Source organism: Siccirubricoccus soli (assembly GCF_024178315.1).
Taxonomy (GTDB): Bacteria; Pseudomonadota; Alphaproteobacteria; order Acetobacterales; family Acetobacteraceae; genus Siccirubricoccus; species Siccirubricoccus soli.
This window is the reverse complement of the sequence record NZ_JAMZIK010000062.1, coordinates 1-19,632: the sequence shown is the minus strand read 5'-3', so window position 1 is coordinate 19,632 and position 19,632 is coordinate 1. Positions and strand designations below refer to the sequence as shown.

The 19,632-nt window shown below is 70.0% G+C and carries 18 protein-coding genes and 2 pseudogenes; 15 read left to right on the top strand and 5 right to left on the bottom strand.

All coding sequences use genetic code 11. The annotated features are described in order from the left end of the window. Both NJ376_RS10420 and NJ376_RS10415 read left to right on the top strand, forming a co-directional pair. Positions 1–248 (top strand): annotated as a pseudogene (locus tag NJ376_RS10420) (integrase core domain-containing protein); the annotation flags it as partial. A gap of 70 nt (positions 249–318) precedes the next feature. Further along, a pseudogene (locus NJ376_RS10415) lies at positions 319–1,280 on the top strand (IS630 family transposase). Between the two features lie 113 nt (positions 1,281–1,393). Here the strand turns inward: NJ376_RS10415 and NJ376_RS10410 are convergent. The 3 genes from NJ376_RS10410 to NJ376_RS10400 are packed head-to-tail and all read right to left on the bottom strand — an operon-like array spanning position 1,394 to position 5,877. Then, on the bottom strand, positions 1,394–3,067 hold the full coding sequence (locus NJ376_RS10410) for a hydantoinase B/oxoprolinase family protein (RefSeq protein WP_252953177.1): 1,674 nt from the start codon (positions 3,065–3,067) through the stop codon (positions 1,394–1,396). Then, complete coding sequence (locus NJ376_RS10405; RefSeq protein ID WP_252953176.1) at positions 3,064–5,142, bottom strand: hydantoinase/oxoprolinase family protein; 2,079 nt, start codon at positions 5,140–5,142, stop codon at positions 3,064–3,066. The genes NJ376_RS10410 and NJ376_RS10405 overlap by 4 nt, the downstream gene beginning before the upstream one ends. Positions 5,143–5,184: 42 nt before the next feature. Beyond that, a complete protein-coding gene (locus NJ376_RS10400; RefSeq protein WP_252953175.1) occupies positions 5,185–5,877 on the bottom strand; it encodes a GntR family transcriptional regulator in 693 nt (230 codons plus the stop codon). Positions 5,878–5,989: 112 nt separating this feature from the next. Here NJ376_RS10400 and NJ376_RS10395 point away from each other — a divergent pair, with 112 nt between their 5' ends. The 13 genes from NJ376_RS10395 (at position 5,990) to NJ376_RS10335 (ending at position 18,819) form a co-directional block, all read left to right on the top strand. Beyond that, on the top strand, positions 5,990–7,243 hold the full coding sequence (locus NJ376_RS10395; protein ID WP_252953174.1) for an ABC transporter substrate-binding protein: 1,254 nt from the start codon (positions 5,990–5,992) through the stop codon (positions 7,241–7,243). A 6-nt stretch (positions 7,244–7,249) separates the two neighbouring features. Further along, a complete protein-coding gene (locus NJ376_RS10390) occupies positions 7,250–8,182 on the top strand; it encodes a branched-chain amino acid ABC transporter permease (RefSeq protein ID WP_252953173.1) in 933 nt (310 codons plus the stop codon). Then, positions 8,179–9,429: a branched-chain amino acid ABC transporter permease gene (locus tag NJ376_RS10385; protein ID WP_252953172.1), complete on the top strand. Its 1,251-nt coding sequence runs from the start codon at positions 8,179–8,181 to the stop codon at positions 9,427–9,429. Before NJ376_RS10390 ends, NJ376_RS10385 begins: the two co-directional genes overlap by 4 nt. Next, positions 9,426–10,178 (top strand): ABC transporter ATP-binding protein, encoded by a 753-nt coding sequence (locus tag NJ376_RS10380; protein WP_252953171.1) that lies wholly within the window; start codon positions 9,426–9,428, stop codon positions 10,176–10,178. Before NJ376_RS10385 ends, NJ376_RS10380 begins: the two co-directional genes overlap by 4 nt. Continuing rightward, positions 10,171–10,887 carry an ABC transporter ATP-binding protein gene (locus NJ376_RS10375; protein ID WP_252953170.1) on the top strand — a complete coding sequence of 239 codons (717 nt, stop codon included), beginning with the start codon at positions 10,171–10,173 and terminating at the stop codon, positions 10,885–10,887. The genes NJ376_RS10380 and NJ376_RS10375 overlap by 8 nt, the downstream gene beginning before the upstream one ends. Positions 10,888–10,901: 14 nt before the next feature. Further along, the gene (locus tag NJ376_RS10370) at positions 10,902–12,227 is read left to right on the top strand and encodes an aspartate aminotransferase family protein (RefSeq protein ID WP_252953169.1); all 1,326 of its coding nucleotides are present in this window, start codon (positions 10,902–10,904) and stop codon (positions 12,225–12,227) included. Between the two features lie 169 nt (positions 12,228–12,396). Further along, complete coding sequence (locus NJ376_RS10365; RefSeq protein WP_252953168.1) at positions 12,397–13,422, top strand: amino acid ABC transporter substrate-binding protein; 1,026 nt, start codon at positions 12,397–12,399, stop codon at positions 13,420–13,422. 178 nt (positions 13,423–13,600) lie between these two features. Beyond that, positions 13,601–15,331, top strand: a complete 1,731-nt coding sequence (locus NJ376_RS10360; RefSeq protein ID WP_252953167.1) for an acetolactate synthase catalytic subunit — start codon at positions 13,601–13,603, stop codon at positions 15,329–15,331. A gap of 47 nt (positions 15,332–15,378) precedes the next feature. Next, the gene (locus NJ376_RS10355; RefSeq protein WP_252953166.1) at positions 15,379–15,606 is read left to right on the top strand and encodes a hypothetical protein; all 228 of its coding nucleotides are present in this window, start codon (positions 15,379–15,381) and stop codon (positions 15,604–15,606) included. Between the two features lie 287 nt (positions 15,607–15,893). Beyond that, positions 15,894–16,256: a site-specific integrase gene (locus NJ376_RS10350; RefSeq protein ID WP_252953165.1), complete on the top strand. Its 363-nt coding sequence runs from the start codon at positions 15,894–15,896 to the stop codon at positions 16,254–16,256. Next, the gene (locus NJ376_RS10345) at positions 16,157–16,579 is read left to right on the top strand and encodes a PqiC family protein (protein ID WP_370288161.1); all 423 of its coding nucleotides are present in this window, start codon (positions 16,157–16,159) and stop codon (positions 16,577–16,579) included. The genes NJ376_RS10350 and NJ376_RS10345 overlap by 100 nt, the downstream gene beginning before the upstream one ends. 7 nt (positions 16,580–16,586) lie before the next feature. Next, complete coding sequence (locus tag NJ376_RS10340) at positions 16,587–17,066, top strand: HdeD family acid-resistance protein (RefSeq protein WP_252953163.1); 480 nt, start codon at positions 16,587–16,589, stop codon at positions 17,064–17,066. Between the two features lie 118 nt (positions 17,067–17,184). Then, a complete protein-coding gene (locus tag NJ376_RS10335; RefSeq protein WP_252953162.1) occupies positions 17,185–18,819 on the top strand; it encodes a Na+/H+ antiporter in 1,635 nt (544 codons plus the stop codon). A 12-nt stretch (positions 18,820–18,831) separates the two neighbouring features. Here NJ376_RS10335 and NJ376_RS10330 read toward each other — a convergent pair whose 3' ends face one another. After that, positions 18,832–18,990 (bottom strand): hypothetical protein, encoded by a 159-nt coding sequence (locus NJ376_RS10330; protein ID WP_252953161.1) that lies wholly within the window; start codon positions 18,988–18,990, stop codon positions 18,832–18,834. A 242-nt stretch (positions 18,991–19,232) separates the two neighbouring features. Next, on the bottom strand, positions 19,233–19,632 hold a 400-nt coding region (locus tag NJ376_RS10325; protein ID WP_252953160.1), incomplete at its 5' end, for an integrase core domain-containing protein.

Below are 19,632 nucleotides of genomic sequence, written 5' to 3'. Positions count from 1 at the left end.
GGACCAACGGTCAGGTCGAGCGAATGAACCGAACCATCAAAGAGGCCACCGTCAAGCGGTTCCACTACGAGAGCCACCAGCAGCTCCGACAGCACCTGGCCAACGTCATCATCGCCTGCAACTTCGCCCGCCGGCTGAAGACCCTACCCGGCCTCACACCCTACGAAGCTATCTGCAAAGCCAGGACAGAGGAGCCGTCCAGGTTCATCCATGATCCGCACCACCAAATCCCGAAACCAAACAGCTAGAGCATTTTCATGTTGCGTGGACTCGCCGGTTCTGAATCGATGCTGCTGGTTGAGCAGCGAGGGGGATGGGATGGCCGGACCGTTATCGCAGGACCTGCGTCGCCGCCTGGTGCAGGCGGTTGAGCAGGGCAGTTCGGCGCGTGAGGCGGCACGGCGCTTTGCGGTGAGCGAGTCCGCGGCGATCAAGCTGATCCGTCGTGTGCGGGAGACGGGCAGCACTGAACCGGCCCGGATTGGCGGCTATCGTAGGCCGTTGCTGGCCGGACACGAGGCACTGCTGCGCGAGCTGACCACGGCCAAACTGAACATCACCCTGGCCGAGATCCAGGCGAAGCTTGCGGCACGCGGCATTGAGGCAGGCTGGCTGACGACGATCTGGTCGGCCCTGCGTAGGCTCGGCTTGTCGCACAAAAAAACGGCCTGATGGCAGCCGAGCAGGACCGGCCAGACGTGGCCAGGCACCGTCGGCTATGGCACGTGTGACAGCGCTTCATGGACCCCGACCGCTTCGTGTTCATCGACGAAACCGGTGCCGCGACGAACATGGTACGGCGCTATGGCTGGGCCCCCCGCGGCGAACGCCTGCTCGTCGCCGCCCCGCACGGCCACTGGCGCACCACGACGTTCGTGGCCGGACTGCGCAGCACGGGCCTGGTTGCCCCGCTCGTGCTGGATGGCCCGATGACCGGCCCGGCTTTCCTGGCCTACGTCGAGCAGTTCCTCATCCCAGTGCTGCAGCCCAGCGACGTGGTTGTTCTGGACAACCTCGCCGCCCACAAGGTCGCAGATGTGCGGGAAGCCATCACGGCCGCAGGCGCCAGCCTCATGTACCTGCCACCCTACAGTCCTGATCTGAACCCGATCGAGCAAGCCTTTGCCAAGCTGAAAGCCCTGCTCCGCGCCGCCGCGGCGCGCAGCAGAGAGGCACTTTGGACCAGCATCGGCCGCCTGCTCGGCCGCTTCAGCCCAGCCGAGTGCCGCAACTACCTCGCCAACTCAGGATACGAGTCGAGTAAGATGAAAATGCTCTAGAATGGCCATCCCGATCGGACCGCGCCTACGCTCCGCTCCGGCAGGGCAGGACGGCCAGGCCAGAACATGGGCCAAGCCTCCCATAGCCCTGGGAGCAACCAACGGCGGGCAGGTCAATAGGTTTTCTGGGCATAGCCCGGCGAGATGATACCGTCGTCGATGTCTCGTTGGACGGCGTCGCGACTCCTTCGAGCGGGATCGCCCCAGCCACCGCCGCCGGCTGACAGAATGCGCACCCGCATCGGCCGTGCCTGCTCGACCCCGTAGCGCGGCAGGCGGCGCCAGGTGTGCCCGCCATCCTCCGATGTCTCGAAGCTTCCGACGGCGCCGAACCCGCCCCCGTTCACGCCGAACCCGGACGGCCGCCCGGTGCCCTCCCCGCGGATGGAGTGCTCCGTGGGAACGAGGATCTCCGCCTCGTAGTGGACGCCGGGGCCACCCCGGTACTCGCCAGGGCCAGCCGCATCGGTGCGGAACTCCTGCTTCAGGATCCGCACCGGGAACTGTGCCTCCGAGGTTTCGACATTCGGCAGCGACAGGCCGCCGAGGGTGGTGAACTGGCCCATGCAACCGAAGCCGTCCCGGCCCTCCACCGCGCCGGCGCCGGGCGAAGCGCCCCAGTGATACATGACGAAGACGCGCCCGCGGCGGTCGCGCCCGCTGGACAGGCCGTATCCCGTCTTGCCCCAGCCCGCGCAGGCCTGCGCGGGCGCAGCCTGCGCGAGCGTCTTCCAGCAGGCGTGCACGATGTCGGCCGCGGGATACACCGTGTTCATCGTCATCGGTGCGGGAGGCAGGGCATTCACCACGGTGCCTTCCGGCGCGACGATCTCGACGCAGCGATAGGTTCCCTCGTTCCGCGGGATGGCCGGGTCGAAGAAGGACGACAGGGCCATGTAGACGGCCGAATGGGTATTCGCCAGCGAGCTGTTCTTGAAGCCCCGGATCTGCGGGCTGCTGCCGGTGAAGTCGAAGCGGAGCGTGTCGCCCCGCTTCGTCATGCGGACGACGACCGGAACCTCCCGCTCCTCGAAACAGTCCGTGTCAGATCCGTCCTGTCCTTCCCACTCCCCATCCGGCAGCGAGGCCACCGCAGAGCGCATGCTGCGGTCCGCGTGGGACAGGACGGCATCGAGAACCGTGGCGGCATCGCCCGCGAGCTTCTCCAACAGTTCCGCCAGGCGCTCCGCCCCGATCCGCGTGGAGCCGAGCATCGCGGCGAGGTCGCCTTCCATCAGGTCGGGGCAGCGCGTGTTGAGCAGCAGGAGGCGCCAGAGGTCGTCCCGCACGACGCCGCCTTCGACGAGCTTCAGGACCGGGAGCCTGATGCCCTCGTGGAAGATCTCGGTCGCCGCCGCATTGTAGGTTCCCGCCGCGCCACCCCCGATGTCGCTCTGATGCGCCCGGTTGCAGGCGAATGCGAGGAGGTTGCCGCAGACATGGACGGGACGGATGATGGTCCAGTCAGGAAGATGGTTGCCGCCCGCGGCATAGGGGTCGGACAGGAGGAACACGTCGCCCTCCCCGATTCGCCCGGCGAAGTCCCGCAGCACGGCGCGGATTGCGAAGCCGCCGCCGCCCGTGTGGATCGGGATGCCGTCGGCCTGGGCGATCACGTCGCCGTGGCGGCTGCCGACGAAGCAGGAGAAGTCATGGCTCTGGGAGAAGATCGGTGACCGGGCCGTGCGCGTCATGACCCATCCCATCTGGCGTGAGACGTGATCGAGCTGCTTCTGGACGATGGCGAGGAGGATCGGGTCGGTCGCGGTTTGCCTGAGATGCGTCATGCCGCGCGCTCCACTGCGGGGATGAGGTAGTTTCCGGCCCGCGTCACGCTGAGTTCCTCCCCCGCGCCGACGATGAGGGTCGTCGTCCCCTCCTCGACGATGGCCGGGCCGGCGACGCGGTGTCCGGGCAACAGGGCCTGCCCCGCGAAGACGGGCGTGCTCCGCCAGCCCGAGGCCCGGTCCACCCAGACCTCGCGCATCTCGCCCGGCTCGGGCGGCACCTCGGAGGGCGGCAGGTTGACCATGGGAAGGCCGGGCGTGCGCCCGATGCCCGAGACGCGCAGGTTCACGAACTCGATCCGACCGCCGGGCTGAAGGTGCCCGTACAGGCGCGCGTGCTCGCGCTCGAAGGCCTCCTTCAGCGCCGCCACGCTGAGCGCGTCCGGCTCCACGCGGATCGGCGCCTGCTGGCCGGCATAGCGCATGTCGAGCGACACGACGGTCGCCGTGTCCTCCTCCGGGAAGCCCTGCCGCCGCAGCGAGACCAGCGCCTCCGCGCGCATCGCGTCGACCTCCGCGCGCAGCGCCGCGAGGCTGTCGCCAGCGCCATCCTGCAGCTCGCCGGGAAAGGAGCGGACATGGTCCTGGCGGACGTCCGCGTTGCACATGCCGAGGGCGCAGAACACGCCCGCCAGCCGCGGCACGTAGGTCGCGCGGCAGCCGAGTGCACGCGCCGTCGCGGGACCATGCAGCGGCCCCGCGCCGCCGCAGGCCACGAGCGTGAACTCGCGCGGGTCGTGCCCCCGCTCGAGGCTGACGCGCTCGACCGCGTGCTGGATGGTCTGTTCGACCAGACTGAGGATGCCGGCCGCCGCGTCCTCGACCGGCACTCCCAGCGGGTCCGCCACGTGCCGCCGGACGGCGTCGCGCGCGCGGGCGAGGTCGAGGGAGATGGCGCCGCCCGCGTAGGGACCCGGCTTGAGGCGGCCGAGGACGAGCTGGCAATCGGTGACGGTCGGCCGCTCGCCGCCCAGCCCGTAGCAGGCCGGGCCGGGCCGCGCCCCGGCGCCCTCGGGCCCGGCGAGGAGCATCCCCGCGGCGTCGAGGCGGGCGATTGTCCCGCCGCCGGCTCCGACCGTGTGGATCTCCACGGCCGGGGTCACGATCGCCGAGCCACCGACATCGAGCTGGTCGGTGGCGGCGACCTTGCCGGCCCGGGACAGGGTGACGTCGCAGGACGTGCCGCCGACCTCGATGCTGATGAGAGCCGAGGCACCCGTATCCGCCTCGTAGTAACTGAGCGAGCCCACCCCGGCCGCGGGCCCCGACAGCACGAGCTGGACCGGGCGCAGAGCCATCTCCTCCACCATCGCCGCGCCGCCGTTGCTGCCGACGAGAAGAAGCCTGGGACCGAGCCCTTCGGCCGCGAGCGCGTTCTCCAGCTCGCGGAGATAGGGCACCACCCTCGGCGCGACGTAGGCGTTCACCACGGTGGTCGAGCCGCGCTCGTACTCTCCCATCACCGGTGCGACGACGGAGGACAGCGAAACCGGCACGCCGGGCATCTCCTCGGCGAGGATCTGCGCCACGCGCTGTTCGTGGACGGGATTGCGGTAGCTATGGAGAAGGCAGATGGCGACCGATTCGACCTCGGCCCGCCGGAAGCTGGCCGCGGCGGCCCTCACGTCATCCTCCGCGAGCGTACGGAGAATGCTGCCATCCGCCGCGATCCGCTCACCGACGGAGAGCCGCAGGCTGCGGGGAACGAGCGGATCGGGAAAGGGGCTACGATGGTCCCAGGGATCGGGCCGCTGGCCACGCCGGATCTCGAGCCAGTCCCGGAAACCCTCGGTGGTCAGCAGCCCCACGCGAGCGCCCTTGCGTTCGAGGACGGTGTTCGTGGCGATGGTCGAGCCGTGGATCAGGCCGGCGCATCGCGAGAGCATCTCCGACCTGACGAGGTCCAGCCCCGCCGCAGCGACGTCGAGGGCGGCCAGAACCCCGCCCTTGGGGTCGGCGGGCCGCGAGGGCGACTTGAAGGCCCAGGTTCGGCCAGTTGCATCGACCACCACGACGTCGGTGAAGGTTCCACCGACATCAACCCCGATGCGCAAACGCCCTTCAACCACCGTCACGCATAGTCTCCTGTTATCTGTTATGACATTGCCGGTCGCGATTCACGCGGCATCTCCGAGATTACCCGGGGCTTGGCCTGCCAGAGCGCGCAGCATCGTGGCCCGGCCCTCCAGCAGATCCTTCTCGACGATGCGACGCAACGCCGCACCGTCGCCGGCGCGCACCGCCTCGATCGCGGCCAGGTGATTCCTGAGACCGGAGCGGTTCGCCTCGAAGGTCGGGTAGAGGAGATGCATCATGGGGCCGATGCGAAGCCACATCGCCTCGACGACCTGCATGAGCAGCGGACGCTCGGCGGCCCCGTAGAGAGTGAAATGGAATCCCTGGTTCTCGCGCAGCGAGGCCCGGAAGTCCCCCCGGTCCAGCGCGGCGGCGTGCCGTTCGACGAAGGCTTCGAGCTTGGCGATGCCCCGGCTGCCCAGCCGGGCCGCCCCCAGTTCGGCGGCGGTCCCTTCCAGGGGAACGCGCACGAGGTAGATCTCATCGAGCTTCGCCGCGGTGATAGCCGGAACCCGCACCGTCTTGCCCGGTCCGTACTCCAGGCCACCTTCGGCTACGAGCCGGTTGAGCGCTTCCCGCGCAGGCGTCGCGCTCACCTTCATCTCGGCCGCGAGGCCACGGATGGTCATGCGCTGGCCCGGCACAAAGGCGCCGGCCAGCACGGCCTTGCGGAGTTCCGCGTAGACTTGGTCGCTCAGGGTTTCCACCCGCTCCGGCGACGCAAGTTCGGGCAAGGAACCCTGCGGGTTCGGCTGGGAGGCTGCTGCCATGCGGAGAACTTAACGCTTGACCGCCTCCCGGCACAATGGTGTTTGTTATAACAGACAACACTGGATCGGATTGGCCATGAGGCTCGGTCGTCGCTCGCTCCTGTCATCGCTCCCCGTCCTCGCGGCCCCTGGCACGTGCCGGGCCGCGGCCCAGACAAACGAGCCGCTGCGGATCGCCACGATCGAGACGCTCTCGGGCCCTGGCTCGGGCGTGAACCGGCTCTACAGCATCGGCACCCGGCAGGGCGTCGCCATGCTGAATGCGGCGGGCGGCTTCAACGGCAGGCCGATCGAGTTCCGCGAGTACGATGCGCAGGGCACCACCTCGGTGGCCGCCGAGCGCTTCCGCGCCGCAGCGGCGGACGGGATCCACATCTTCGTCCATGGCGGCTCCTCGGCGATCGCCGGCCAGCTCATCGAAGACCTGCGGCGCCACAACATGCGCAACCCCGCGCGCCGGATGATCTTTCTCAACACCGGCGCCGAGGCCCTCGAGCTTACCGGCGAGAAGTGCAATGCCTTCCACTTCCGGCTGACGACGAATGCCGAGATCCGCGTGCGTGCCTTGGTGGCGGCCATGCGGGCGCAGGGGGCGCTCGGGAGTCGGGTCGTCTCGATTAACCAGAACTATTCCTGGGGCCGCGACATGGAAGGGGCGATCACCGCCGCCGCGGCCGCTGGGGGCTACGAGGTCGTAGAACGCATCCTGCACGACACGAACAGGATCCAGGACTTCTCCCCCTTCGCCGCCCGAATCGCCGCGGCGCGCCCGAGCGCGGTGATCACCGGCAACTGGGGCAACGACCTCGCCCTCCTCCTCCGCGCCGTTTCCGCGGCCGGGCTGCGGATATCCTTCGGGACCTGCTTCCTGGACCTGCCGGGCAGCCTGTCGGCCGCTGGCGACGCCGCGGTCGGCTACTATCAGGCCGAAGTCTTCAACCCGATCGCCTTCGGGGCCGAGGGCGAGACGATGATGGAGGAGTACCGGGCGCGGGCCGGCACGTTTCCCTCCACCAGCGAGGTCAAGGCCGTTCTCTCCATGCAATTCCTCGGCAAGGCGCTTGCCTCGCTGCCGCCCGGAACCGGGCCGGACACGACGCGGATCGCCGCGGCCCTCGTCGCGGCGCAGCTGCGGCTTCCCATCGGGGAGATGGCGATTCGCGCGGAGGACCGCCAGCTCATCCAGCCGCTCGTCGTCTCGCACGTCGTGAAGGGATCGCGCTACCCGATCGACGGGACCGACATGGGTTTCGAGCCGGTCGGGGTCGTGCCCGGCCCCGAGGCGGTGAACCCGGTCCAGGCGAGCTGCCGCCTCGAGCGCCCGGCCTGAACGGCCGTGGACTACTTCGTCATCTCGCTCCTGAACGGCGTCGTCTACGGCCTGCTGCTGTTCATGGTGTCGTCGGGCCTGACGCTCGTCTTCGGGATGATGGGCGTCCTCAACTTCGCCCACGGCTCCTTCTACATGATTGGGGCCTATGCGGGCTACGCGATAGCACGGGTGACGGGCTTCTGGCCCGCCATGGTGCTGGCGCCGGTCGTCGTCGCCCTCATCGGCGCTGCGGTGGAGCGCTGGCTGCTGGAGCCGGTCCACCGGCACGGACATGCGCAGGAGCTTCTCCTCACCTTCGGCCTCGTCTTCGTCATCGAGGAGCTGGCGAAGCTCCTGTTCGGGCCGTTCGCCGTGGACAACCCGATGCCGGCCGAGCTGGCGCGGCCGGCGTTGCAGGTGGGCGACATCGCCTTCCCGGCCTTCAAGGCGTTCATCGGGGTCGTCGCGGCCGCGATGTTCGCCGGCCTCTTCGCCCTGCTGCGGCTGACCCGCGCCGGCCTCGTCGTGCGCGCCGCGGTCCACCGGCCGGACATGGTCTCCGCCCTTGGACATGACGTGTCCCGCGTCTTCATGCTGGTCTTCGCGCTCGGGGCGGGCCTCGCCGGCCTCGCGGGCGCCGTCGCGGGCGTCTTCTATCCCGTCAGCCCGAACATGGCGCACGAACTCGGCGTCATCGTCTTCGTCGTCGTCGTGGTCGGCGGGCTCGGCTCGCTGCCCGGGGCGCTCGTCGCCTCGCTGCTCATCGGCCTGTCGACGACATTCGCCGTCGGCATCGACGCGACCCTCGGCGACGGCCTGCGGACCCTCGGCCTGGCCTGGACCATGGGCGGCATCTTCGACGTGCGGCTCTCCAGCATGTCCGGCGCGATCCCCTTCTTCCTGATGCTCCTCATCCTGCTGCTGCGCCCCTCGGGCCTTCTCGGAGAACGCGCATGACGGCCTCCGTCGCCGAGACGCCGATGGCCGCCCCTCCGTCCCGGTCGCGGGCCATCGGCGTCGCGCTGGGTTCCCTCCTCCTCCTCGTCCTGCCCGCGCTCGCCACGGACCGGTACCTGGAAACGGCGACCCGCGGCCTCATCGCCTCGCTCTTCGCGCTCGCCTTCAACCTGCTGTGGCGCCACTGCCGACTGCTGTCCTTCGGCCACGCCGCGTATTTCGGCGCGGGCATGTTCGCGACGATCCATGCCATGCGAGCCGCCGAGGCCGGCAGCCTCGATCTGCCCCTGCCGCTGATGCCGCTCATGGGTCTACTGGCCGGCGCGGTCCTCGGGCTGGTCTGCGGAGCCCTCGCCACCATCAGGACCGGCACCTACTTCGCGATGATCACGCTGGCGATCTCGGAGCTCGTCCACTCCTTCGGCCCGCAATTCGGCTCGCTCTTCGGCGGTGAATCGGGCCTCTCCGCGATGCGGATGCCCTGGGCGGGCTTCGCGTTCGGCGATGCGCGCCAGGTCTATGTCCTCGTGCTGGCCTGGGCCCTCGCGGGCGCGGCCGCGCTCTGGCTGTTCGGGATGACGCCGCTCGGGCGCACGGCCTTCGCGGTCGGCGAGAACGAGACCCGGCTCCGCTTCCTCGGCATGCGCACCCACGCGGTGAAGACGGCGACCTTCTGCGCCTCGGCAGCGGCATCGGGCCTGGCCGGGGCGCTCCTCGCGGTGGCGAACGAGAACGTCGACTACAGCATCTTCGGCGGTGGCGCCTCCGCCGCGCCAGTGATGCACACCTTCATCGGGGGGGCCGGCACCTTCCTCGGCCCGGTGCTGGGCGCGGTGCTGCTCACCGGCTTCGGGAGCATCGTCGGCCAGGCCACCCGGCTCTGGCTGCTGTACCAGGGCATCTTCTTCGTCCTGGTCGTGATGCTCGCGCCGGGGGGCCTAGCCGGGCTCGTCGCCGCGGGCCTGCGCCGCTCGGCGGACGGCCAGGCGGCCAAAGCCCTGCGGGCGACGGCACTTGTCCTCGCCGGCGCCCTGCTCGTGACCTGCGCCGTGGTCTTCGCCGGCGAGACCTTGTCCGAGGTGCTGTCGGACGCCTACTCCGCGGCCCGCGCGACGACCGGCATGCGCTTCCCTCCCGTCGAGCGGCTGGGTCTCGCCTATTCGCCCCTCTCCCTCCCGCTCTGGGCCGCGGCCGCGGCCGCGTTCCTGGGCGGCGTGCTTCTCCTGCGCCGGGCGATGCGGCCATGACCGCGACGTTGGAGCTGAAGGGCGTCGTCAAGCGGTTCGGGCCGGCGGAGATCATCCGTGGCGTTGACCTGCGAGTTCTCCGCGGCGAGCGCCACGCCCTCATCGGCCCGAACGGGGCCGGCAAGAGCACGCTGTTCCACCTCGTCTCGGGACATCTGCGGCTGAGCGGGGGCGAGATCCGGCTCGGCGGCACCCGGCTCGACGGCCGCTCCCCCGCGGCGATCGCCCGGCTGGGGCTGGCCCGCTCGTTCCAGATCACCAGCATCTTCGGCGGCATGAGCGTGTTCGAGAATCTCCGCCTCGCAGTGCTGGCGCGCCGCCGCAGGGCCACCGTTGCCTGGCGGCTCGCCTCCGCCATGACCGACGCGGCGGAGGAAGCCGTCGCCCGGGCCGAGGCGGTGCGTCTCCGGCCCCGCCTCGATACTCCCGCCGCCGACCTGGCCTATGCGGAGCAGCGCGCCCTGGAACTCGCGCTGACGCTGGCCCTCGATCCCGGGGTCGTCCTCCTCGACGAGCCGACCGCGGGCATGTCGGCCGAGGAGGCGGCCGCGACGGTGGACCTCATCCGCCGGACGACGGAAGGCCGCACCCTGCTGGTCGTCGAGCACGACATGGACATCGTGTTCCGGCTCTGCGACCGGATCTCGGTGCTCGTGAACGGCCGCGTCGTCGCCACCGATGCGCCCGCCGCGATCGCGTCCAACCCCGACGTCCGTACGGCCTATCTCGGAGATGCGGTCGATGCCTGAGCCCGTCCTCGATGTCGCCGGCCTCGAGGCCGGCTACGGTCACTCGCGCATCCTCCGCGGCGTCGACCTGACGGTCGGCCCGGGAGAGATCGTCGGCCTCGTCGGCCGCAACGGCTCGGGCCGCTCGACCGCGCTGAAGGCCATGGTGGGGTTGCTCGCGCCCTCGGGCGGCTCCGTCCGCCTGGGCGGGCGGGAGATGGCGGGCCGTCCGGCGCATGCGGTGGTCCGTGCCGGGCTCGCCTACGTGCCGGAAGACCGCCAGCCTTTCGTCAACCTGACGGTGGCCGAGAACCTGCGCCTCGGCCTGCAGCCGGGCCCCGGGCGGCGCTGGCGGGTTGACGAGATGTTCGAGTTCTTCCCTCGCCTCCGCGAGCGGGCGAGGACGCGCGCCGGGGTCCTCTCCGGCGGCGAGCAGCAGATGCTCGCCCTCGCCCGCTCGCTCCTCGGGGGTCCCCGCGTCATCCTCGTCGACGAGCCGACCGAAGGCCTCGCCCCCCTCATCGTCGCACGCCTCGTCGAGGTGCTGCGCACGGTGGCGGCGGCGGGAATCGGCATCCTGCTGGTCGAGCAGCGCCTGACCATCGTCCTCGACCTGGCGACGCGGATCGCCGTGCTGGGTCACGGGCGGGTCGTGCACGAAGGACCGCCCGGGGACCTGCGAGGCGACAGCGCGGTGACGCAGCGGTGGCTCGCCGTGTCGGGCCACTGACAAGGGATCATTTCATGGACATGCCCAGCAATCTCTCGAACAGCGCGCCGGCTTCGGCGGCGCTCTACGACCGGGCCCGGCGCGTCATGCCGGGCGGGTCCACTCGCGTGACGATCTGGTGGCCGCCGCATCCGCCCTACGCGGCTTCGGGCCAGGGCTGCCGCATCACCGATGCCGATGGCCGGGTCCTGCTCGACTTCGCCAACAACTTCTTCTCGCTCATCCACGGGCATGCCCATCCCGAGATCGTCGCGGCGGTCACGGCACAGGCGGCGCGGGGGCTCGCCTTCGGGCTTCCGACCGAGCTCGACGTCGCGCTCGCCGAGGAGATCTGCGCGCGAGCCCCGGCCCTTCAGCGGGTGCGGTTCTGCAACAGCGGCACGGAAGCCGTGATGTTCGCCGTCAAGGCGGCCAGGGGCGCCACTGGGCGCTCGATGGTCGCCAAGATGGAGGGCGGCTACCACGGCGCCTACGATCCGATGGAGGTCTCCTTCGACAGCGGGCCATCGAACTGGGGCGAGCGCATCCCGGCTGCGGTGCCCTATACCCGGGGCACGCCGGCCTCGGTGCTGGACGAGACGCTCGTCCTGCCGTTCAACGACTGGCCGATCACGGAAGCCCTGATCGAGGCGCATGCCGGACGCCTCGCCGCCGTCGTCCTCGACCCGTTGCCGTCGCGCGTTGGCCTGGTGCCGGGCACGCCCGAGTATCTCCAGGGCATCCAGGCGCTCTGCCGCCGTCACGGCATCATGCTCATCCTGGACGAGGTGGTGTGCTTCCGCCTGCATCCGGGCGGCGCGCAGACCCTCTTCGGCCTCTCGCCGGACTACACGGCGCTCGGCAAGATCATCGGGGGCGGGCAGCCCGTCGGCGCCGTCGCGGGCACTGCCGAGGCGATGGCGGTCTTCGACAGCACGCTCGGCCACCGCGCGATCGTCCCCCATGGCGGCACCTTCTCCGCCAACCCGATCACGATGGCCGCCGGCCTGACGAGCCTGCGGCTGCTGACGCCGGAGGCGCATGCCCGGCTCGACCTGCTCGGCGAGCGGCTGCGGACCACCCTCGCCCGGGGCTTCGCACGCGACGGCATCGCGGCGCAGGTGACCGGGGCGGGCTCGCTCTTCCGGGTGCACCCGCACACCAGGCCGATCGCGGGATACCGCGATGCCCTCGCCACGGCGGCGGAGGCGAGCTGGCTGAAGGAAGCCTTCGGCCACCTCCTGGCGCATGGCGTGCTCACCACGCCGAACATCTCGGGAGCGCTCTCCACCCCCATGACCGTCGCCGAGATCGACGAGGCCGCGGACGCCATCATCGCTGCGCTCCGCGAGACCGCCTGAGCATGGCCGGTTGATCTCCCGTGCGGGCCGCCCGATCCCGCACGGGCGGCATTCCTGGCCGCATGTCCGACCGAGGTGCCGATGCCGCCGCGGCGGTCCGGTCAGGGGTCCGCGATCCCAGGCGAGGTCTGGGCCGCGCGGGCCGCAAGGCGAGCAGAGGAGAAGTCACATGAGGTTCGTCATCGGGGTCATCGCGCTCATCGGCGCTCTCTGCGGCCCGCCGCGGGTGGCCGAGGCCGGCTCCGTCCTCGATGCGGTCAAGGCGCGGGGAACGCTGCGATGCGGGACCGGCGGCTCGGTGGCCGGGTTCTCGCGCGTCGACAGCCGTGGCGAGTGGCGCGGCCTTGACCCGGACTACTGCCGCGCCCTCGCGGCGGCCGTCCTCGGGGATTCCGCGCGGGTTTCCTTCGTTGCCCTGACCCTGCAGAACCGCTTCGTCGCCTTGCAGTCCGGGGAGGTGGACGTCCTCGCGCGCGATTCCATCTGGAGCTTCACCCGTGACAATTCGCTCGGCATCGTGTTTGCCGGCGTGAATTTCCACACCGGCACCGGGGTCATGGTCCGTCGCGGCTCCGGTATCGCCTCCATGCGCGACCTCGACGGGGCCACGGTCTGCGCGAGCATCGGCGGCTCGAACCTGCCGGAGGTGACCGACCGCGTCCGGTCCACGGGCGGCCAGATCCGGACCTTGCAGTTCGAGCGGTGGGCGGAGTCCCTCGATGCCTTCATCGCCGGGCGCTGCGATGCCGTCACGGCGGGGGCCGCCGACCTCGCCGCGACGATCTCGGTGACCGTGCCCAACCCGAGGGACTACGTCGTCCTGCCGGAGATCATCTCCCGCGATCCCTACGGGCCCGCCGTGGCCCGCGGCGACTGGGACTGGCTCGCCGTGAACCGCTGGCTGCTCTTCGCCCTGGTCGAGGCCGAGGAGCGCGGGATCACCCGCGCGAATGTCCGCGAGCAGGCCCGCAGCTCGACCGACCCGGCCGTGCGCCGCCTGCTCGGCAGCGACGACAATCTCGGCTCGATGATCGGGCTGCCGCGCGACTGGGCCGTGCGGGCGATCGAGGCGGTCGGCAATTATGGCGAGATCTACGACCGCCACTTCGGTCCGGACACGCCGATCGCCCTGGACCGTGGCCCGAATCGCGTCGCGTCCCAAGGAGGGCTGCACTACAGCCCGCCGTTCCGTTGAGCCGCGGCACGCGCCCCGCTCCCGTCGACGCAGGGCCGAGCCCGGCCCTTCCGGGGCCACGCCCGGACGCGGCGGCGCCGTGCCGGACGGCCCCGCATCGCCAGGTTGAACCGCAGGCGCGGGATGCCCGGCGAGCCTTCCTCCACCACCCTTCCCCGTGCCTCGCCGGAGCCATCGCATGACCACCGAGACCATCGCCCCCCCGCTTGCCTCACCCGGCCTCAGGCACCGCGACACGGTGGCGCACGCGCTCGCCCGGGCACTGGCCCGGCACGGCGTGACGCATGTCTTCGGCCAGAGCCTGCCCTCGATGCTCCACCTCGCCGCGGAGGAGATCGGCATCGTCCAGGTCGCCTACCGGACGGAGAACGCGGGCGGCTACATGGCCGATGGCTTCGCGCGGGTCTCGAATCGGCCGGGCATCGTCACGGCGCAGAACGGGCCCGCGGCGACGCTCCTCGTCCCGCCCCTGGCGGAAGCGCTCAAGGCCAGCATACCGCTCATCGCTCTCGTTCAGGACGTCAGCCGGGATCAGACCGACCGGAACGCGTTCCAGGAATTCGATCATCTCGGCCTGTTCGCGTCCTGTACGAAGTGGGTCAGGCGGGTTACGCATGCCTCCCGGCTCGAGGATTATCTGGACCAGGCCTTCGCCGTTGCCTGCTCGGGGCGGCCAGGACCCGTCGCGCTCCTGCTCCCGGCGGACCTGCTGACGGAGCCGGCCGTCCCGTCGGGCAGGACGGCATCGCTCGGCCGCTTCCCGCTCGATCGCGCCTCGGCGACGGCGGAGGCGGTCCAGGCCGCCGCCGACGCGATCCGTGCGGCCGAGCGGCCCGTGGTCATCGCCGGCGGCGGCATCCACCTGTCCGGCGCGGCGGCCGAGCTCGCGGCACTCCAGGAGGAAGCGCACCTGCCGGTCGGCACGACGGTCATGGGCAAGGGGGCCGTGAGCGAGGCACACCCGCTGTCGCTCGGCGTGGTCGGCTCGTCCATGGGGCCAGGGGCCATGAGCCGCCATCAGCGCGAGATCGTCACTGGGGCGGACCTCGTGATCCTCGTCGGGAACCGCACCAACCAGAACGGCACCGACAGCTGGACCCTCTACCCACCGGCTGCACGCTACATTCACATCGATGTCGACCCTCTGGAGATCGGCCGCTCCTACGAGGCCACGCGTCTCCTCGGCGACGCGCGCGAGACCCTCGGGGCGCTGCGGGCGGCCCTGGCCAACCGCGACATGTCGGTCCGGCGGGCGGCCCGGCCGGTCCTCGAGGCGCGCATCCGGGCCGCGAAGGAGCGTGCCCTCCGGGAGATGACGCCGGCGCGGACCAGCGACGCGAGCCCGATGCGCCCGGAGCGGGTGATGGACATGTTGTCGGCCTTCGTCACGGAGCACAGCATCGTCGTCGCCGATGCGAGCTACTCGTCCATCTGGATCACCAACAACCTCACGGCGCATCGCGCGGGACAGCGCTTCCTTACGCCCCGCGGCCTCGCCGGCCTCGGCTGGGGGTTTCCCATGGCGATGGGGGCAAAGGTGGCCCGGCCGGAAGCGGAGGTGTTCTGCGTCGTCGGGGACGGAGGCTTCGGCCATGTCTGGTCCGAGCTCGAGACCGCGCGACGGATGGAGATCAAGGTCGTGCTTCTCGTGTTGAACAACGGCATCCTCGGCTTCCAGAAGCACGCGGAGAATGTCAAGTTCGGCGCGCACACGAGTGCGGTGCACTTCCATCCCGTCGATCATGCCGCGATCGCCAGGGCCGCGGGATGCGCCGGGATGCGGGTGGCGCGCCCGGAGGAGTTGCGCAAGGCACTCCGCGATGCGGCCGCAGAGCCGACAACCGTGCTGATCGAGGTCATGACAGACCCCGAGGCCTTCCCACCGATCACGTCCTTCATGCCGGGGTGAAAATCAGGTCGGTGGCGGACCGGCACCCTGCCCTGCCTTGGCAGGACATGCCGGAGTTCCTCGCCAGGCTCCGGCAGCAGGAAACGATCGGCACGCTGGCCCTCGAGTTTCTGATACTGACCGCCACCCGGACCGGCGAGGTACTCGGCGCGGACCGCCAAGTGGACCTCACGCCGTACCTCGGCGAGACCGGCCAGGTGCAGACCCTGAAGGCGGGAGGTCTGATCGGCCTCATGCCCTGCCGGTCGAGCATGCCCGTGACTGATATCTGGTAGACGTCCGTTCCGAGTTGGCTCTGCGTGGAACAGCTTGGCTCGCAGCTGCACATACCACGGGCGATGGCGCGGAATTCTGGCAGGCTTGGCCGGCGTGCGCGACCGCGCCCTGCTGCTGCTGGGCTTTGCCGGGACGCTTCGGCGTTCCGAACCGGTCGGCATCGACCACGAGCATCTGCGCTTCACCGCCGAGGGCCTGCGCCTGACGCTGCCCTCGTCGAAGACTGATGAGGAAGGCAAGGGGATTGAGCTCGGTACACCCGCGGCAAACGGCGGCGACCTGCCCGGTGCGCGCGCTCGAGGCCTGGCTTGCTGCCTCAACCTGCGACTACGGTCCGGTGTTCCGCAAGGTGGACCGCTGGGGCAACATCGAGCATGCGCGACTCAGCGGCGAGGCCGTCCGCGTCATCCTCGCCGGCCGGGCCAAGGCGGCCGGGATCACGGTACACGATACGGAGCGGCTATCGCCGCACGGGCTGCGGGCCGGCTTCGTCACCGATGCCTATATGGCCGGCACCCGCGATGAGCAGGTGATGGACCATACCTGGACGTGTCCGACATCCTGGTGCGGCAGCCTGCGAATGTCGTGGTGCCAAGCCCGGCTGGCCGCTGGGGCGAGCGCCTCTCGGTGGGCATCACCCGCGCGCTGACGCTCGGCCTGACGCGCCGCCTTCCGAGCTTCGTCGTCACCGCCACCGCACCCACCGGCCCGCCGGCGCGTCGGGTGCTGGCCGAGATCGAGAGCTTCGAGCCGCGCGCCGACGGGATCGTCGGCCTCCTCGCACGCTGGCGCCCACTGGACGGCACCGGGCCCGACACCTTGGCCGGCGTGCGCATCTCGCTGGTGGAGGCGATCACGGGCCCGGGCAACGCCGCGATCGTGGCAGCGATGTCCCGCGCGATCGAGACCTTCACCGAACGGGTTGTGGCCGCACTCCGACCGGCCGTGCCGGCCGCCCGGGCCAGCCGGTGACGGGTCCATGTCGGTCCTGTCCACCGCGGGTAAGGCCCGCGGCCGGCACGATGCGCTTGCCGCCGAACTACGGAAAGACATCATGAGTATTTCTTGGTCCACGTCCGACCTCGCCGCACTGCAGGCCGAACTCCGTTCCAGATGGGAGTGGGTCGTCGCCCTCGGCGTGGCTCTCTTCATGCTGGGTATCCTTGCCCTCGGCAACCTGGTCCTGGCGACCCTGGCTTCGGTCCTCTTTGTTGGAGCCATGATGGTCGCCAGCGCCGTTGCCCAGGCGATCCATGCCTTCCGGGTGAAGGGCAGGAGAGGATTCACCTTTTTGGCTGCTCAGCAGCCTTCTCTACAGGGCCGCGGGGTCGTCACCTTCGCCAACCCGGTACTGGCGGTCGTGATGCTTACCTTAACCCTTGCTTTCGCGCTGATCGCCTCCGGTGTCCTGCGGGTCTGGACAGGCATCGGGCTGCGTGCTTCCCCCGGCTGGGGATAGGTTGCGGCATCTGGCTCGTCTCGGCCATGGCTGGTCTCGTCTTCGCCTGGGGGTGGCCCGTGAACAGCCCCTGGACAGCATCCCGTTCGGCACACTGTTCGCATATGACCAAGGTTGCATGGAATCAGTAACGGTCACCCTGCTTCTGCTCCTGGCGGTGGTAGTGAGCGGCTTCGTGGTCCACCTCTCGCGTGTCCCGCTGCCGTTGCCCCTCGTGCAGATCGTCGTGGGGACGCTGCTCGCCTATGGTTCCAATCTGGGCATCGCACTGGAGCCGGAGGTCTTCTTTCTACTGTTTCTGCCACCGCTGTTGTTCCTCGATGGCTGGCGCATTCCCAAGCGGAGTCTGACCCGTGATCTCGGCACGATCCTGACCCTGGCGATTGGGTTGGTCGTGTTTACCGTGCTCGGGATGGGGCTCCTCATCCATTGGCTCATCCCGACGATGCCGCTGGCGGTCGCCTTCGCCCTGGCCGCCGCTCTCTCCCCCACTGATCCGATTGCGGTTTCGGCGGTTGCGGCAAGAGCCCCCATCCCGCACCGGCTGATGCACATCCTCGAAGGCGAGGCGCTGTTGAACGACGCCTCTGGCCTCGTCTGCTTGCGCTTTGCCATCGCTGCCACCCTGACCGGCGCCTTCTCGCTGCCCGAGGCTTTCCTGACGTTCCTGCAACTTACCCTGTGTGGCGTCGCGGTCGGTGCGGTGCTTGCCCTGGCCCTGGGCTTCGTGCTGGACCGGCTGGCCCGCCGGATCGGCGAGGATCCGGGGAGCCGGATTCTGGTCAGCCTGCTGGTCCCCTTCGGCGCCTACCTCGCCGCCGAGCATCTCCATGGCTCGGGCATCCTGGCGGCGGTCGCGGCGGGCATGGTGATGAACTATGTCGAAACCCTTGGCGGGACGCTCGCAGCCACCCGCATCCGGGGCACCGCCGTCTGGGACACCGTGCAGTTTGCGGCCAACGGCGTGATCTTCGTCCTCCTGGGCGCGCAGCTGCCGTCCATCCTGTCCGGCGTGGCCCGCAGCGCGATGGAGGCCGGTCACCGCGATGCCTGGTGGCTGCTGCTCTATGTCGTCGCCATCACGGCCGGCTTGGCACTGCTGCGGTTCCTGTGGGTCTGGCTATCCTTGAGGTTCGTCCTCCTGCGGGCTGCCCGTCGCCGCGAGGTTCAGCGGAACCCGGGTTGGCGCCTGCTGGCCACCACCTCCCTGGCAGGGGCAAAGGGAGCGGTCGCCCTGGCGGGCATCCTGACCCTGCCTCTCGCCCTGCCGGACGGGTCGCCTTTCCCCGCCCGGGACCTCGCCATCCTCCTGGCCATGGGAGTCATTCTGCTCTCGCTGCTGGTGGCGAGCGTCGGCCTGCCTAGGCTGCTGCATGGCCTGCAACTGCCGCCCCAGCCCGCACACCAGGCGGAGGAGGACGCGGCCCGGCGTGCCGCCGACCGCGCTGCCATTCGCGCCATCGAGCAGGCCCAGTACGACCTGGCGCAAGGCCGGGGCGACGCCGATCTCTATGCGGAAGCCGCGGCGCGGGTCATGGAGCCGTACCACCAGCGACCTTACGGTGATCCGCTGGACCAGGAGGTAGCGCGCAGTCGGCAGCGTGTCGAAATCGAGCGGCGCCTGCGACTCGCGGGGCTGAAGGCCGCGCGCGACGCACTCTATCGCATGCGCCGGGCCGGGCGGATTGAGGACGAAGTGTTGCGGCGAATGGTCCGGGAGATCGACCTCGCCGAGGCGCGAGACACCGGTTAACCCCAATGCTGTTCACTTTGAGATCCTTATCGCGGCGACGTAATCGACGCGCGTGATCGGCTGCGGTGCGCGGGGTCGTAGTGGGTAGCTGCTCATCTTGCGCTTGACCCCGCGTGGCACCTGCCGGCCGCGACCGCTGACCGCGCGTTCTTCCAGGATCTCGTTCAGCACCGTCCTATGCAGGGCACGCCTGGCCCGAGGGGGAACCGGACTAAGCACGAGATCCTGTTCGGGTGCCACAACTACGCGTTCGACCTCGGCGAACGGGCGCGCCAGATCGCTTGAGCCGCCGCTGACGAGCCGCTCGGGCGCCTTGAGCTCCTCCTGCGGAATTACAACGAGCTCCTGACCCGCAACTTCGGTTCCTACGCGGTACTCGCCGAGCCGCTGTCTTCGCTGCCCCCGAAGTACCGCTAGATGTTTGGTCCCGGGATTTGATGGTGCGGGTCAAGGATGAACCTGGACGGCTCTTCCGTCCAGGCCTTGCGGATGGCCTCGTAGGGCGTGAGGCCCCGTAGGGTCTTCAGCCGACGGGCGAAGTTGCAGGCGGCGACGAAGTCGGCGAGATGCTGGCGGAGCTGGTCGTGGCTCTCGTAGTGGAACCGCCTGACGGTGGCATCCTTGATGGTGCGGTTGATGCGCTCGACCTGGCCATTCCACGGGTGTCGAGGCTTGGCCAGCCTGTGTTCGATGTTGAGTTCGGCGCAGGCGAACTCGAAGGCGTGGCAGAGGAACAGCTCCTTGCGCGCCAGCATCTGCTTGATGTCCTCGGGCGTCCAACCATCGCCGGTGGGTTCAGTGAAGTGTGTGCCA